At 33.6% G+C, this 15841-nt stretch carries 14 protein-coding genes; 4 read left to right on the top strand and 10 right to left on the bottom strand.

Annotation, left to right across the window (positions count from 1 at the left end; genetic code table 11):
• Nucleotides 1-61 precede the first annotated feature (61 nt).
• The 4 genes from C8C83_RS01435 to guaB all read left to right on the top strand — a co-directional run bounded on the left by C8C83_RS01435 (nt 62) and on the right by guaB (nt 4699).
• Nucleotides 62-928 (top strand): hydroxymethylglutaryl-CoA lyase, encoded by an 867-nt coding sequence (locus C8C83_RS01435; RefSeq protein WP_121326107.1) that lies wholly within the window; start codon nt 62-64, stop codon nt 926-928.
• 83 nt (nt 929-1011) lie between these two features.
• Nucleotides 1012-1563, top strand: a complete 552-nt coding sequence (locus C8C83_RS01430; protein WP_121326106.1) for a hypothetical protein — start codon at nt 1012-1014, stop codon at nt 1561-1563.
• Nucleotides 1560-2960, top strand: a complete 1401-nt coding sequence (locus C8C83_RS01425; RefSeq protein WP_121326105.1) for a DUF5723 family protein — start codon at nt 1560-1562, stop codon at nt 2958-2960. Before C8C83_RS01430 ends, C8C83_RS01425 begins: the two co-directional genes overlap by 4 nt.
• Before the next feature lie 266 nt (nt 2961-3226).
• Nucleotides 3227-4699 carry an IMP dehydrogenase gene (guaB, locus tag C8C83_RS01420; RefSeq protein ID WP_121326104.1) on the top strand — a complete coding sequence of 491 codons (1473 nt, stop codon included), beginning with the start codon at nt 3227-3229 and terminating at the stop codon, nt 4697-4699.
• A gap of 628 nt (nt 4700-5327) precedes the next feature.
• On the opposite strand, the gene C8C83_RS01415 is transcribed toward guaB, so the two are convergent.
• The 10 genes from C8C83_RS01415 to C8C83_RS01370 form a co-directional block, all read right to left on the bottom strand.
• Nucleotides 5328-6470 (bottom strand): NAD(P)/FAD-dependent oxidoreductase, encoded by a 1143-nt coding sequence (locus C8C83_RS01415; protein ID WP_121326103.1) that lies wholly within the window; start codon nt 6468-6470, stop codon nt 5328-5330.
• A gap of 61 nt (nt 6471-6531) precedes the next feature.
• On the bottom strand, nt 6532-7122 hold the full coding sequence (locus tag C8C83_RS01410) for a TetR/AcrR family transcriptional regulator (RefSeq protein WP_121326102.1): 591 nt from the start codon (nt 7120-7122) through the stop codon (nt 6532-6534).
• Between the two features lie 326 nt (nt 7123-7448).
• Complete coding sequence (locus tag C8C83_RS01405) at nt 7449-8330, bottom strand: L,D-transpeptidase (protein WP_121326101.1); 882 nt, start codon at nt 8328-8330, stop codon at nt 7449-7451.
• A gap of 72 nt (nt 8331-8402) precedes the next feature.
• Nucleotides 8403-8993 (bottom strand): hypothetical protein, encoded by a 591-nt coding sequence (locus C8C83_RS01400; protein WP_121326100.1) that lies wholly within the window; start codon nt 8991-8993, stop codon nt 8403-8405.
• Nucleotides 8994-9008: 15 nt separating this feature from the next.
• Nucleotides 9009-9962, bottom strand: a complete 954-nt coding sequence (locus C8C83_RS01395) for an alpha/beta hydrolase (protein ID WP_121329909.1) — start codon at nt 9960-9962, stop codon at nt 9009-9011.
• A gap of 237 nt (nt 9963-10199) precedes the next feature.
• Nucleotides 10200-10781, bottom strand: coding sequence for an NUDIX domain-containing protein (locus C8C83_RS01390; RefSeq protein ID WP_121326099.1), 582 nt, complete (start codon nt 10779-10781; stop codon nt 10200-10202).
• A gap of 56 nt (nt 10782-10837) precedes the next feature.
• The gene (locus C8C83_RS01385) at nt 10838-12109 is read right to left on the bottom strand and encodes an adenylosuccinate synthase (protein WP_121326098.1); all 1272 of its coding nucleotides are present in this window, start codon (nt 12107-12109) and stop codon (nt 10838-10840) included.
• A gap of 93 nt (nt 12110-12202) precedes the next feature.
• On the bottom strand, nt 12203-12661 hold the full coding sequence (locus tag C8C83_RS01380; RefSeq protein ID WP_029268726.1) for a transcriptional repressor: 459 nt from the start codon (nt 12659-12661) through the stop codon (nt 12203-12205).
• A gap of 184 nt (nt 12662-12845) precedes the next feature.
• Nucleotides 12846-13394 (bottom strand): hypothetical protein, encoded by a 549-nt coding sequence (locus C8C83_RS01375; protein ID WP_121326097.1) that lies wholly within the window; start codon nt 13392-13394, stop codon nt 12846-12848.
• Nucleotides 13395-13498: 104 nt separating this feature from the next.
• On the bottom strand, nt 13499-15721 hold the full coding sequence (locus C8C83_RS01370; RefSeq protein ID WP_099711326.1) for a RelA/SpoT family protein: 2223 nt from the start codon (nt 15719-15721) through the stop codon (nt 13499-13501).
• Nucleotides 15722-15841 lie beyond the last annotated feature (120 nt).

The raw sequence follows: 15841 nt of genomic DNA, 5'->3' as shown, positions 1-15841 counted from the left end.
AAATTATAACTTTTATTTCTTTAAAAAAGAAACTAACTTAGCCTTTACAAAAGAATAAGCTTTGAATAAAGAAATCAAAATTATCGAATGTCCACGTGATGCCATGCAAGGTATCAAGACTTTTATTCCCACAAAAAACAAGGTTACTTACATACAAGCATTGCTTCGTGTAGGTTTTGATACCATTGATTTTGGAAGTTTTGTATCTCCCAAAGCTATTCCGCAAATGCAGGATACGGCAGAGGTTTTGGCGCAGCTTGATCTTTCGCAAACCACTAGCAAATTGCTTGCTATAATTGCAAATACGCAAGGAGCACAATTGGCAGCAGAACATGAACCAATTCGATATTTAGGATTTCCATTTTCTATATCTGAGAATTTTCAGATGAGAAATACCCATAAAACCATCGCTGAATCTTTAATTACATTAGAAGAAATTCTAGAAATCGCCGATAAAAAAAATAAAGAAGTCGTAACCTATCTTTCAATGGGTTTTGGAAATCCTTACGGAGATCCGTGGAATGTTGAAATTGTAGGCGAATGGACCGAAAAACTTGCCGGAATGGGCGTAAAAATATTATCGCTTTCAGATACTGTTGGTAGTTCTACGCCGGAAGTTATTACGTATCTTTTTTCGAATTTAATTCCAAAATATCCTCAAATTGAGTTTGGAGCGCACTTGCATACTACACCAAATAGTTGGTTCGAGAAAATAGAAGCGGCTTCAAAAGCGGGTTGCACGCGTTTTGATGGTGCAATTCAGGGATTTGGCGGCTGTCCAATGGCAACCGACAAACTAACTGGAAATATGCCTACAGAAAAACTGATTTCTTACTTTACCGCCAATAAAAAAGTAACCGGACTAAATTCCTTGAGTTTTGAAAGTGCTTATAATGAAGCGTCAAAATTGTTTGGAAAATTTCACTAGAAAAAGCTTATATTTACTTATATAACAGACAATAAGTAATCATAAATAATGTTATACATTATTTAATCAAATAAAAGCAAGCCATGAAATCAAATTTCATCAGCAGAATTTCTAAGATTTTACTTTTAGTTTTCGTGTTTTCTTCGTGTTCAAGTAATTTGGATTTTGATCAGGTGAACGATTTCAAAATAATGCCTGTTTTTGTAGCAAATCTTGCTTATTTTAATGTTCCTGCAACTCAGCTTATAAATGATGGAGATGCACAAATATTATATGATGTAAGTGAATTTAATGCTTTCAAGGATAAATTTTTTAGAGATAATCTAATAAAAGCGGAACTTGATTTTGAAGTTGAAAACACTATCGTCAGGTCTTTTATTTTAGATATCGTTCTTCTGGATGTTAATAATCAGGTGCTTGAAACAGATTCTTATAATGTGCCCGCATATTCAGGAACTTCAAATGTTATAAAATTTCCAACCGAAGTATTCGAGAATCAAAGATTAGACCTTTTAAAAAAAACTGCGAGACTTGGTTTTATTGTCAGAATGGATGGCGGTCCTCCATTAGATGCAAATAGTAAAGGAAGTTTAAAATTACGTTCCGGTGCAACTATTTATATGGAAATAGAATGAGAAAGGTATATCTGATTTTAATGGTCGCTTTTCAGCTTTCTTGTTTCGCTCAAAACAAACAAGTCTTGTATAACTTTACATCAATTCCACAATCATCATTAGTAAATCCCGGTGCTGACGTTTCGTATAAATTTTATTTCGGAATCCCAATATTATCCGGAATTTCGGCAAATTTAGGTTCAAGCAGTTTTTCAGCCTATGATTTGTTTGCCAATAACGGAGTAGACTTTAATGATAAAGTTCGAAATATTATTAATAAATCCTCCAATAAAGATAAAACTCAGGTCAATCAACAACTCGAGATTTTCTCCGGAGGTTTTAGAGTAGGCGGAAGAGAAAGTCAATCCTATATTTCTTTTGGAGCTTATCAGGAATTTGATTTCTTAATGTATTTTCCAAAAGACCTTGCCATTTTAGCCGTCGACGGGAATCAAAAATACATTGGTAAAGCTTTCAATTTAGCTGATCTGAATTTGAGAGCCGAAGTTCTTTCAGTATTTCATGTAGGATATCATAGAAAGCTAAGTGAAAAATTAGTTTTAGGCGGTCGCGCCAAAATTTATTTCAGTGGAGCAAATGCCACATCAACCCATAATTCCGGTTTTATTTTTACAGGAGAAAACGCCAATACACCTAATCTTTATAATCAGGTAATATCGTCAAATCTTGAATTAAAAACTTCGGGTCTAAGTAAGTTTACAAAAGACGAATACGAAGGAAGTATTCCGAGTGATATTGCACATAATACCTTTTTCAACGGAAGTTTAGGTTTAGGATTCGATGCCGGAATTACCTATTATATTAAAGAAAATCTACAATTTACGGCAAGTATAATCGACCTTGGTTTTATAAGGCAATCAAAAGATATAGAAACGCTGACTTATAAAGGAACTTATAATTATAAAGGTGCAAACCCTAATTTTCTGGGTTCGAACAAGCCTGAAGATGTTTTTGATGAATTCGACAAAGCCATTCCGCGTGATACTTTATACAATAAATACACAACTTGGCGGCCAACAAAATTATATTCGTCAATTCAATATTCTTTTGGTGAATCTCGATCTGATGAAGAATGTAATTGTAAAGGAAGCGTTAATCGGAGATATGTTAATGCGATAGGAGGGCAGATGTTTGCTATGACAATGCCAAACGAGCCATACGTTGCTTTAACTGCTTTCTACAGACGAAGCATTTTCGAAAAATTAGATTTCAAAGCCACATATACAGTCGATCCATATTCGAATAAAAATATAGGATTAGGACTTTCAGGAACACTTGGAAAGTTAAATATGTATCTTCTCGTCGATAATGTTCTCGAGTATAGAGACGTCTCAAAAGCCAATAGTCTGGCATTTCAATTTGGATTTAACTTTGTCTTTCAGGATTCTGAAGACTGATTTTTTTTAGAAGCTATTTCCCGCTGTTCATTGCAAGCACTCAGGCAAAACAGCTTTTTTCTAAGGCCTTAAAAGAGCTTCCGCTGGTCGCTTTTTAAACCCAAGAAAAAATGCAGTTTTACTTTTCGTGGCTTTTCATTTCCATCAGGGCTAGGGCTCCTAAATTTATAAGATCTTTCTTGTAAATACAAATTTATGAATAAGTTAGTATCCAAGTTTCCAATTTATTCACTATATTTGCACGCAATTCAACTAGAAATTGCAACATGATAGCACACAACTCCAAGATTATCGGCGAAGGTTTAACTTACGACGATGTATTATTAGTACCTAACTACTCGAATGTGCTTCCTCGCGAAGTGAGTATCAAATCAAAATTTTCACGAAACATAACACTAAACGTTCCAATAGTATCAGCAGCTATGGATACCGTTACCGAAAGTGCAATGGCAATCGCTATGGCGCAAGAAGGCGGAATTGGTGTTTTACATAAAAACATGACTATCGAGCAGCAAGCTGCAAAGGTAAGAAGAGTAAAACGTGCTGAGTCAGGAATGATTATCGATCCGGTAACATTGCCAATGAACTCTACAATTGCAGACGCAAAAAATGCAATGAAAGAATTCGGAATTGGCGGAATCCCAATCGTTGACGAAAACAAAATCTTAAAAGGAATCGTTACAAATCGTGACTTACGTTTTGAGAAAAATGGTGGAAGACCAATCGCTGAGGTAATGACAAGTACAAACTTAGTAACTGTTGCCGAAGGAACTTCACTAGAACAAGCCGAAGTAGTTTTACAAGGTCACAAAATCGAAAAATTACCGGTAGTAAACGCTAATTATGAATTAGTTGGTTTAATTACCTTCAGAGATATCACAAAACTGACACAAAAACCAATCGCTAACAAAGATGTTTTTGGTCGTTTAAGAGTAGCTGCCGCAATTGGAGTTACAGGTGATGCAGTTCAAAGAGCAGAAGCATTAGTTGCTGCAGGAGTAGATGCAATTATCATCGATACCGCTCACGGACATACAGAAGGTGTTGTAAATACCTTAAAAGAAGTAAAATCAAAATTCCCGCAAATAGATGTAATCGTTGGAAACATTGCAACTCCGGAAGCTGCTAAATACTTAGTAGAAAACGGAGCAGATGGAGTAAAAGTAGGGATTGGACCAGGTTCTATCTGTACAACTCGTATCGTTGCAGGAGTTGGTTTCCCTCAGTTCTCGGCAGTTCTTGAAGTAGCAGCAGCTATAAAAGGAACAGGAGTTCCGGTTATCGCAGATGGTGGAATTCGTTACACAGGAGATATTCCTAAAGCAATCGCTGCAGGAGCTGATTGTGTAATGTTAGGTTCATTATTAGCAGGAACAAAAGAATCACCGGGAGAAACAATTATTTTCGAAGGAAGAAAATTCAAATCATACCGCGGAATGGGTTCTGTTGAAGCTATGCAAACAGGATCAAAAGATCGTTATTTCCAGGATGTTGAAGATGATGTTAAAAAATTAGTTCCGGAAGGAATTGTTGGTCGTGTTCCTTACAAAGGTGAATTAAACGAAAGTATGCTTCAGTTCATTGGAGGTCTTCGCGCCGGAATGGGATACTGTGGTTCAAAAGATATTCCAACATTACAAGAAACAGGACGTTTTGTTAGAATCACATCAAGCGGAATCACTGAAAGCCATCCACACAATGTTACAATTACAAAAGAAGCTCCAAATTATTCAAGATAATTTTTAGTTTTCTATTATAAAACAAAAGGCGTAAGAGTTTGAATCTTACGCCTTTTTTGTTTTTACTTGTTTTTTTGTTATTCAGGATTTCTATACTATTTTTCAGGAGCTAATCCCGCTATACTTTTCAATCTTTTACTTTTTAAAGAAAAAAGTAAAAGGATTTCCACTTCTATCGGGGCTAGAGAAATCATTTTTATAAAAAACATTTCGTTTACTTTTGGCTTTCTTGCTCTGTCAAATTGAACTGTGGATACCTTTGTCAAAGTTTTAAACTTTGACAAAGGTTTACGTTATCTAACATTCACAATCTTGTCATTTCGACAGAGGAGAAATCACACACGAAACTCCGCGCCTAAAGTCGCCAATCTATGTCGAATTACTAGTGTGATTTCTCCTCTGTCGAAATGACAAAAATACAAGCAAAATCCGTGTAAATCCGCGTTTTCGCGATAGCGAATCAGTGTCATCCGCGTACCATAAAAAGCACAGTCACCAATCTATGTCGAATTACTAGTGTGATTTCTCCTCTGTTGAAATGACAAAAATGCGGATTAGCTTTATGTATAATGCATTGCATCTCTACAGTATCTAAAATGAACTTACATCACTTATATGGTGAAAAAAATCACACACCACGACTATTCAAAATATCTTCAGTTGAAACATCAGAATGTAATAATTCTTCCATTTTTTTTGTCATACGTTGTGCTTCTAAAGCGTAGCCAAACATTTTTTGTTCGTAATCATCAACTGCCGATTGCAGATCTGAAAATTCCCCATTAGTCAAATTCTCTGTTAATTGATAAGCATCCATTAAACCCATATTTACGCCTTCGCCGGCAAATGGTGGCATTACATGCGCTGCATCACCAACAAGTGTAATATTCGAATGCGTTTTCCAAGGTTCTTCTAATGAGAATAAACGCAAAGGTAATCCTGAAAAATCAGTTGAAGCATTAAAAAAGGTCTTATAGTCATCGTTCCAATTTGCAAAAGTCTCATTTAAAAAGGACCTTATGGCTTCGTCATTTTCAAAATCAAGATTGTTGTTTAAAACCCAATCTTCATCTGCTTTAAACGAAACCCCAAAATGAATTGAGCCGTCGCGCAAAGTATGTGTGTAAAACATTTTTTGTTCTCCCATTGCCATGACATTTCCATCGCCGTATTTGGGTTTAAAAGAAGGATAGTCAATATCAGGATTTATAATTTCTCCCTGAATAATATAAGTACCGGAAAGTTGAGGTTCGTTATCTGTCACAAATTTTCTCGCATTCGATCTTCCGCCATTAGCGACAATAACAAAATCGGCAATTGTTTTCAATCCATTTTTGAATTCTAAATGATATTCGTCTTCAACTTTTTTAATATCAGTCAAATGGCTGTCCCAGACAACAGTATTTTCGTTAAGATTTTCGAGCATGATTTTTCTTAAATCATTTCGATCAATTTCAGGACGAGAATAAGCATTTGTTGCATCCGGCATTTCATCCGAAGTAATATTTCCATGCATATCTGCCATTTTCTCCCCAGTTGGTCGAGCAAATTTATAGAAAACGTCCATTAAATCAGCTTTTTGAATCGCTTTTTGTCCGGAATCTGAATGAATATCAAGTGTTCCGCCCGAAGTTCTGGCTTGCGCATTGATATCTCTTTCATAAATCGTAACGTCTGCACCGTTGATTTGTAGAATTCTTGCCGTCGTTAATCCAACAGGACCTCCGCCAATGATGACGATTTTTTTATTTTTTATAAGTGAAGTATTCATTTTATTGATATTGTTTTGATTTTATATTTTAATTGAAATTGATTTTTGAAATTGATTTGATTTAAGGAGTCAAAGCCTTTATAACCAAATTAAAAGCTTCATCTCTAATTTCTTCAGTAAAAACAAAGGGTTTACCGGACATCGATTTTCCTTCTCTGTGAAGTTCTAAAAGAGAATAAAGGGATCCATAAGCAATACTCCAGAAAACTTCGAAAGTTACGGGAAGAAGTTCCTTTTTCTCAATTGCTTTGGTAATAAATTTGGACATTTGATCTTTAAAATCCGAAGTGATTTCAGCTAAAATTGCATCGCCGTAACTAGAATGTTTTAAGAGTTCCAGACAAGTAGTCTGCAAAGAAAAGTTGATCGCAAATTTTGAACGGTTTTCCCATTGTTTGCGCAAACCATCTACGAACGACATTTCTGAAGAAAAACCAACTAACATTTCATTGAAGAAATTTTTGCCAATGTCAATTCCGATTTTACGAATAAGATCTTCCTTATCTGAATAATAGATATACAATGTAGCCACAGAAACGCCGCATTCTTTTGCCAAACGATTCATTCCAAATCCTTCTACGCCTTGTGCAACAAGCATTTCAATTGCTTTTTGTTTTACAATTTCTTCTTTATTGGTGTCTCTTGTTCTCATAATTTGAATTAATTATGGTACAAAGATATTAATAATAAATGAACGTTCGCTTATTTATTGAAAAAGGTTCAAAGGGACAAAGGTTTATCGTAGAGGCGCACAGCAGTGCGTCTTACTCAAGTGTAACGATTAAACACAATATTGTCATTTCTCCTTCGTTGAAATGACAAAAACTTTGCATTTTTGCGTCTTTGCGAGAGATTTATTCGCTATAATGCCACAAGATTCTTCCTTAGCTTTAGCGTCTTTGCAATATAAACATCAAAAAAACTGCTAATACAATTCGTCAAAATTGTACTAACAGCTTTTTTTAGATAAAAATATTTTTAAGGTTTAGCCGTTTGCTCAGCTTCTCTAACTTTTTGATTGTCTAAAATTTTCTGTATAAAAGGTTTTACTTGAGTTTCAATTTCTGATTCTGAAATATCAAGAGCTTTTGGATCTTTAGCTAATTGTAGCCAAGGTTTTGGACCGTCAAAATTATAACTTCCGAAAACTATTACCGGAGTTCCTTTTACTTTTACATTTTCTTTGTCTTTCAAGATCCATTCATCTGCCCATTTATAAAGATATTTAGCATCTTTTTCTTGTAATCGTAAACAAGAATGTGACGCTGGATAACCTGGTAAAGCATATTCATGAAAACCAACTCCAAGTTTGTTTTCGATATTAAAATTCCATTTTAAATCCCATTCGTCATTAAAAGTACTGGTTGTTTTTTCCGCTTTCCAATTGGTGAAAAATAATCCGGTTGGAGTAGGATCTTTTTTTCTTCCCATATTTGTTGGTCCGGTATAAACCAATTCTCCACTTTCGTAAGCGGCAAATGCCTGAGCAGGGTAGGAGAAAATTATAACTTTTGAAACTTCTTCTAAAGCTGTAACGTGCAATGGAAAAGGAAGATAATAAACAATGTCACCACTAAAATCAGACGGAATTACAACTGAATCTAATTTTGCAAAATTGGCTTTATCTGTTCGATTTACAGCATAAGCAATCTGAAGTTTACTGCTGTCAGCTTTATTTAATTTTAGCCATTCTTTAGTTTTCTCTAAATGAAATTCAACAGATTGAGGTTTTTTATATTCAATTGCTTTTCTGTGTTTTACTTTCTCTTTTGTTTCTGTAGATTCACTTTTTTTGCAAGAACCCAATAGTACTAAAACAAGTACAAGGAGGATATTTGATGTATAATATAACTTTTTCATAAACTGGTTTTTTATTTCATGTAAAGTTATTTTATTCACCTCTTAAAAGACTTACACAATTTTTTGATTTGGTTATTGGATTTTCATTTGATCAATAGTATTCATCTCGTATAAACCATCCAAAATCAGTTTGAAAAGTTCAATTAAGGATTTTAAAATCTCAATATCTTTAATTACGCCATCGATAAAATAAGACAATTCAAATTCGTTTTTAGGTAATTCTTTTTCCCAAATCCCCTGATAATTTGAAATCTGAATGTTGACATCTGTCTGAGAACTGATGAGGTTTCTAATCTCTTTATTACGTAGTAATGTTTTTATTTTTAATTCGTTATTACTTTTAATTGTAAATGCTTTATCAAAATCCGGATAACCAATTTCGATATCCTGAGCTCCAAAAAATTTTTCAACTTTTCGAACAAATCCTTCGCGATAGATTTCAAATTTAAAATTATCTGTCAAAGTAATTGGAGTGATAACTCTAGTCATTTGCATGCTAGATTTCCCAGACCATAATCTATAGTTATCAGAAATAATTGTCCAGTTTTTGTAATTAATGGTATTAGAATCTGAACGCCAGGAATATCCTTCCTTAAAAGTTCCGTTAGTTTCGTTGGCGAGTTCTTGCCAGATATTTATTTTGTTTTTAGAAGTATCAAGCATTAAATTTTGATTTTTTTAGAAGGTTAAATTATTTATTAGAAAGTCAGAAATATTTGCATTCCATTCGGTTTTATTTTTTTTTAAATAGTTTTCATGTCCAGTTTCTTTATAAATCTTCAAGTTTTTTGGACCTTTTAAATTTGCATAAATTTCATCGATTTCTTTTCTGCTTACATTTTTATCTTTTTCTCCGTAAAGTAATAATGTTGGGCAAGTTATAGATTTTGCATATTCTGTTGGATTATGATCAAATCCCCAAAATCCATTTTGAATTCCGCCCCAAAATAATAAAATTCCAGCCATTGGAAAAGTTGGTGCATTCATTTTTTTGAATCTTGCACACACGGTTTCGTACATGGAACCAAACGGACATTCGATAATTATTCCTTTTGGTTTTATTTTATAATCGTTAATGGATTTCATGATTGCCACAGCGCCCATCGAAGTCCCAAATAAGTAGATATTTTTCTCGCCTGTTTGTGATATATAATCAAAGGCAGTTTTTACTTCCTCAGCTTCTTTATAACCAATTGTAGTTTGATTTCCTTCTGAGTTTCCGCTTCCCATAAAGTCTATTAGCATCGTATTAAAACCAAGTTTTATAAATTCATCTGATTTATCAAGCATTGAAGATTTTTCACCACCATAACCATGAAATATAATTATTGTTCCTTTTGATTTTTCGGTTTTGATTGACCAACATTCAATTTCTTTATTGCTTTTTAGTTTTATGGTTTGATATTTTTGAGTAGGAAGCTTTGTGTTTTTTGGCTTAGGGTAATTGACTCCAAAAACTAAAGTCTTTACTTTTTCAAAAGATGATAATTTTTCTGGGCTTTTAGTTTTTATTGATTCATTTTCGGCAAAATGCGTGAATTTATAAGCATGAACAAATGCTATGGTATTAATTATTAGAAAAATAATCAGGATTACTCTAATATATTTTCTTTGACTTTTTAATAATTTCATTAGAAGTATTTTGTATTTGAAAGATTTTGTTTTGAATTTAAAAATAGTCAAAAAATAAGCTAGCTAATCAGTTAAAAATGTTTTTTGAAGATAAAAAAAATCACATAACTTTTAATAATCATAAAAGTTATGTGATTTTCTAATAAGGTTTATTTTCTTCACTTAAAACTAAAGGGAAAATTAATTTTAAAATGGGTTAATCTATATAATAAGCAGCTTTTAAAAGAAATGAAAATTCTAAATCAACCCTTTTATCTTTGCATGCTGCAATAATAAAATGGTTTTGGCATCTGTAATCTCGCCGGATTCTATCATTGCATATGCTTCATCAAAAGTATATTCCAGAACCTCGATATTTTCCTGTTCTGCATCTAATCCGCCGCCTTCATTTACTTTCATAGTTTCGTCATATTCTCCAACAAAAAGATATAAAATTTCGGTTACGGATCCTGGAGACATATAAGTTTCGATCACTTTCTGAACCTTTTTTAAGCGATAACCTGTTTCTTCTTCTGTTTCCCGAATGACGGCTTGTTCTGCATTATCCTGGTCTAAAAGTCCTGCACAAACCTCGATCATCATTCCGGTTTTATTTCCGTTAAGGAAAGTTGGTAAACGAAATTGTCTTGTTAGAATTACAGTTTTCTTTAAAGTATTGTATAATAAAATGGCAGCTCCATTTCCTCTGTCATAAACTTCGCGAATATGGGATTCAATTTTGCCATCTTTCATTTCATAATCAAAAGTTACTTTGTTCAGGATATACCAATTGTCTGATAATAACTTCGTTTCAGTAACTTTAATTTTTGGATTTTTCATATCTGGAAATGTTTTGTATAAAAAAACGCTCTGGTTATCAGAGCGTTTAGTAATTATTATTTTGTTATTGTTTGCTTTCTGTCTGGTCCAACAGATACAATCTTAATTGGCACTCCAACTTCAGCTTCAATAAACTCAATATATTCTTTTAGCTCGATTGGCAATTGATCATAAGTTGTCAATCCTGTTAAGTCAGCTTGCCATCCTTTAAATTCTTTATAAACAGGAGTTACATTTTCCGGCTCGATGTTATAAGGAAAGTGAGAAATGTTTTGTCCTTTGTAGTTGTACTCTGTACAAACTTTTAAAGTTTCAAATCCTGAAAGAACGTCACCTTTCATCATCATTAATTGTGTAACACCGTTTACCTGAACAGCATATTTTAAAGCTACAAGGTCTAACCATCCACAACGTCTTTGTCTTCCTGTAACAGATCCAAATTCGTTACCAACTCTTGCCATAGTTGCACCAACTTCGTCAAAAAGTTCTGTTGGGAAAGGCCCGCTACCAACACGAGTAACATAAGCTTTAAAAATACCGTAAACTTCTTTGATTTTGTTAGGAGCAATTCCTAAACCTGTACAAGCTCCGGCAGCAGTAGTATTTGATGAAGTTACGAAAGGATAAGTTCCAAAATCAACATCTAATAATGAACCTTGAGCTCCTTCGCATAAAATAGATTTACCAGCTTTTTGAGCTTGGTACATATATTCTTCACTGTCAATAAAATCTAATTTTTTTAATTCTTCAATAGCTTCAAAGAACTCTTTTTCAAGTTCATCTAAGTTATATTGAATCGCTACATCATAAAAAGCAATCATTGCTTCATGTTTGTCAGCCAAAGCTCTGTAACGATCTTTGAAGTCTTCTAATTCGATATCTCCAACACGTAAACCGTTTCTACCGGTTTTGTCCATATAAGTTGGACCAATTCCTTTAAGTGTAGAACCAATTTTTGCTTTTCCTTTAGACGCTTCAGAAGCTGCATCTAACAAACGGTGTGTTGGTAAAATTAAATGTGCTTTTCTGGAAATGATCAATTTACTTTTGATGTCAAGGTTAAATTTCTCTAAGCCTTCAATTTCTTTTTGAAAAACTACCGGATCTATTACAACACCGTTTCCGATGATGTTTATTGATTTTTTATGAAAAATTCCAGAAGGAATGGTTCTTAGTACATGTTTGATTCCGTCAAATTCTAATGTATGTCCTGCGTTTGGTCCTCCTTGAAAACGTGCAATAATATCATAATTAGAGGTAAGAACGTCAACAATTTTCCCTTTACCTTCATCTCCCCATTGTAATCCTAGTAATAAATCTACGGTCATTCTGTTTTAATTTGCGTTGAGGCAATCTCAATTGCCCTACTGATTAATGTAGTTAATTTTCTTTTTTTATTTTTTGAATAATTCCTTTCCGGATTATTGTTTTTGCTTTTTGTTTCCGTAGAAATACAGTGAATGATTCGTGATTTCGATATCAAATATTTCTTCGATTGTTTTTTTGATGGTCTGAATCCTTGGATCGCAAAATTCAATTACTTCGCCAGAATCAGTCATGATAATGTGATCGTGCTGTTTGTCGAAATACGATTTCTCGTAATAAGCCTGATTTTGCCCAAATTGATGTTTTCTAACCAAAGCGCAGTCTAACAATAACTCGATCGTGTTGTATAATGTAGCCCTACTAACACGATAGTTCTTGTTTTTCATTTTGATATATAAGTTTTCTATGTCAAAATGCTCTTCGCTATCGTAAATTTCCTGAAGTATAGCATAACGCTCAGGAGTTTTGCGATGCCCTTTTTGTTCAAGATACATTGTAAAAACGTTTTTTACAATTTCTTGATTTCTAGTGTTGTCAGTTGAAATGAGTGTCATATCCGGCAAAGATAATTTTTTATTTTTAATGAATAAAAGTTTCGGGTTTAAAGTTTAACGTTCCTCTTTTAATTTGAGTAGCAATAGTGCACTAATTTAAGGCTTTTACGCTAATAATATTTAAAGAATCCAGATAAGCTTAATTAACATAATTATTTTTATTTATGATAAAACTAACAATTCTTTATTTAGTTTTAGACATGTACATATACCAATTCCATTCCCAGGTTTCTCCGTTATCATCAGACATTGCTTGACTCCAAACAGGATTGTTTTCGTCTCTGGCATCCCAACGGAATACTTGCAAAACATTTTTATCTTCAAAAATATCTTTTGAAAAAAAATGTCCAACCTTGTTCTCAAACGAACCAATTACGGGTTTGTCCAAAGTTCCGGTAGTAGAATCTGCCCAATAAATACTCCATAATTTTGTTTTTGGATTAAAAAGGCGAACTGTCATTCCTTCAAAAGGTTCATCGTCAAAAGTGGCTAGAAAATTATCAATATTCCCAATTCCGTTCAGAATCTTGTACATTTCCTGAGTCGAAGAAAATTCAATCCATTCTGTACAATTGGCAAATCTCTTCTTTAGTTTTTTATTCCGAATAATTGATTTCCCTTGAAAAAAATCAAAATCATCTTTTGAAGAAGATTCAGAAGCAACAATTAAAAGCGCTCCGTTTTCATCAAAATTTACTTTTGGAATTTCTATTTCTAAAGAATTATTTATCATGAAAAAATATTTATTGCAATAATTTAAGTAAAGAATAATTGAATTAAAATAGTCACGATTTAATATTCTCCTTTTGACTTTAAGACTTTAAACTTTCGACTTAACTAGGTTCTGTATTCTCTCGTTACTTTATCAACGCCATCAATCTTTTTAATTGCATTAATCATTTTCTTCAAAATGGTATTATTTTTTACAATAACAGCAATTTGTCCGTGAAAAATTCCGGCATCAGTGCTTAACGAAATACTCTGAATATTCACACTCATATTGTTCGAAATTACTCTTGTCAATTGATTTGTAAGTCCCAAAACATCCATTCCGGTAATGTTGATAATGGCTTTGAATTCTTCTTGCGAAGAATCAATCCATTTGGCACTCATAATTCGATACGCATAATTTGACTGCATTCCAATTGCGTTTGGACAATCTTTTTTGTGAACTTTGATTCCTTCGTTTATAGTTACAAAACCAAAAACATCGTCTCCCGGAATTGGATTACAACATTGCGAAAGTTTATAATCGAGTTTGTCGTGCTCCGTTCCAAAAACCAGCATATCATAATTACTGCTGATTACAGGTTTATGAATGTCATCTGCAGCCGTTGTATCTTTATTTCGTTTAATTTTATTTTTAAAGAAATTGATAAATGTGTTGCTTTTTTGAGCAGCATAATCTTTTAATTGCTGATTTTCGATTGCACCAATTCCAACTCTGTAAAATAAATCTAAACTTGTTTTAAGTTTGAAAAAGTTAACCAATTCATTGATTACTTGTTCATTGATAGTTATTTTAAGATGTTTAAGTTTTCTGGTAAGTAATTCTTTTCCTTCTTCGGCAATTTTTTTTGTGTTCTCGTTAAGAACGTTTTTAATCTTGTTTTTGGCTCTTGAAGTTGTTACATATTCCAACCAGTTTACGGTTGGTTTTTGATTAACCGAAGTAATAACTTCAACCTGATCACCACTTTTTAGTTCGTGATTTAATGGAACCAAGCGCCCGTTTACACGAGTTCCTCTGGTTTTAATTCCAATTTCTGAGTGAATACTAAAAGCAAAATCAAGAGAAGTTGCGCCTTTTGGCAGTGATTTAATTTCTCCTTTTGGCGTAAAGACGAAGATTTCTTTCGAATATAAATTCATTTTAAAATCTTCGACAAAATCTACCGCATTGGTTTCCTGATTTTCTAATGCTTCACGAAGTAAATTCAGCCAAACGTCAAGACCACTTTCTTCTGTGGCTCCGTTTTTATATTTATAATGCGCTGCGTAACCTTTTTCGGCAATTTCGTCCATACGTTCGCTTCGAACCTGCACTTCGACCCAACGACCTTTTGGTCCCATAACGGTAATGTGCAACGCTTCGTAACCAGTAGATTTTGGAGACGAAATCCAGTCACGCAAACGACTCGGGCTTGGTCTGTAATGATCTGTTACGATGGAATATATTTTCCACGCCACAAATTTCTCGTCGTGCTGATCTGATTTATAGACAATTCTTAAAGCAAATTTGTCATAAACTTCATCAAAACTCACATTTTGAGCACGCATTTTTCGGCGAATCGAATAGATAGATTTCGGACGTCCTTTTATGATATAATCAATGTTTTCTAAGTCTAAGGATTTTTTCAAAACATCTGATATATCTTTGATATAAGCGTCTTGTTCCTCTTTTGTTTCCCTTATTTTACTAACAATGTCGTTGTAAACAGCAGGTTCTGTATATTTCAAACCTAAATCTTCCAGTTTAGTTTTAATATTATAAAGTCCTAAACGGTGGGCGAGTGGCGCATAAATATAAAGCGTTTCAGAGGCGATTTTGGTTTGTTTGTATTCCGCCATCGAATCCATAGTTTGCATATTATGCAAACGATCTGCCAGTTTTATCAAAATTACACGAACATCATCGTTCAGCGTAAGGATCATTTTTCTAAAATTCTCTGCTTGCATTGAAGCATTAAGGTCTTTTTGAACCAAAGATATTTTGGTTAAACCTTCAACTAACTGAGCTACTTTTGGGTTGAATAAACGTTCAATATCTTCAACCGTCATTGGAGTATCCTCAACAACATCGTGCAATAATGCCGCAGCAATAGAGGTCGCTCCCAAACCAATTTCTGAGGCAACAATTTTTGCAACTGCAATAGGATGAAAGATATACGCTTCGCCAGATTTGCGTCTTTGTTCTTTGTGTGCGTCAACGGCAACATCAAATGCTTTACGAATTAGTTTTTTGTCGGTTGGGCTTAAAGTCTGATAACTGATTCGAAGTAATTCTTTGTACTCTTGGGCAATTGCTTTATTTTCTTTTTCAATATCTATTTCTATCATAACGGCATAGTTCAAGTACTAAAAATAGCAATAAGTTTGAACATACGCAAGGGAATGGAAGGTTGATTTGTGATTTTAGATTTTGGATTTGAGAGGGTAGATTTTGGCAGCTAAAATCGA

Source organism: Flavobacterium sp. 90, from assembly GCF_004339525.1.
Lineage (GTDB): Bacteria > Bacteroidota > Bacteroidia > Flavobacteriales > Flavobacteriaceae > Flavobacterium.
This window is presented reverse-complemented; position numbering and strand designations above follow the sequence as displayed.

Excerpts from the sequence above, each read along its gene's own strand:
- C8C83_RS01390 (WP_121326099.1), bottom strand. The coding sequence starts at position 10,781 with ATGAAAAATCCAAAAATTAAAGTTACTGAAACGAAGTTATTATCAGAC.
- guaB (WP_121326104.1), top strand. The coding sequence starts at position 3,227 with ATGATAGCACACAACTCCAAGATTATCGGCGAAGGTTTAACTTACGAC.
- C8C83_RS01400 (WP_121326100.1), bottom strand. The coding sequence starts at position 8,993 with ATGCTTGATACTTCTAAAAACAAAATAAATATCTGGCAAGAACTCGCC.
- C8C83_RS01370 (WP_099711326.1), bottom strand. The coding sequence starts at position 15,721 with ATGATAGAAATAGATATTGAAAAAGAAAATAAAGCAATTGCCCAAGAG.
- C8C83_RS01385 (WP_121326098.1), bottom strand. The coding sequence starts at position 12,109 with ATGACCGTAGATTTATTACTAGGATTACAATGGGGAGATGAAGGTAAA.
- C8C83_RS01380 (WP_029268726.1), bottom strand. The coding sequence starts at position 12,661 with ATGACACTCATTTCAACTGACAACACTAGAAATCAAGAAATTGTAAAA.
- C8C83_RS01410 (WP_121326102.1), bottom strand. The coding sequence starts at position 7,122 with ATGAGAACAAGAGACACCAATAAAGAAGAAATTGTAAAACAAAAAGCA.
- C8C83_RS01430 (WP_121326106.1), top strand. The coding sequence starts at position 1,012 with ATGAAATCAAATTTCATCAGCAGAATTTCTAAGATTTTACTTTTAGTT.
- C8C83_RS01395 (WP_121329909.1), bottom strand. The coding sequence starts at position 9,962 with ATGAAATTATTAAAAAGTCAAAGAAAATATATTAGAGTAATCCTGATT.
- C8C83_RS01415 (WP_121326103.1), bottom strand. The coding sequence starts at position 6,470 with ATGAATACTTCACTTATAAAAAATAAAAAAATCGTCATCATTGGCGGA.
- C8C83_RS01405 (WP_121326101.1), bottom strand. The coding sequence starts at position 8,330 with ATGAAAAAGTTATATTATACATCAAATATCCTCCTTGTACTTGTTTTA.
- C8C83_RS01425 (WP_121326105.1), top strand. The coding sequence starts at position 1,560 with ATGAGAAAGGTATATCTGATTTTAATGGTCGCTTTTCAGCTTTCTTGT.
- C8C83_RS01375 (WP_121326097.1), bottom strand. The coding sequence starts at position 13,394 with ATGATAAATAATTCTTTAGAAATAGAAATTCCAAAAGTAAATTTTGAT.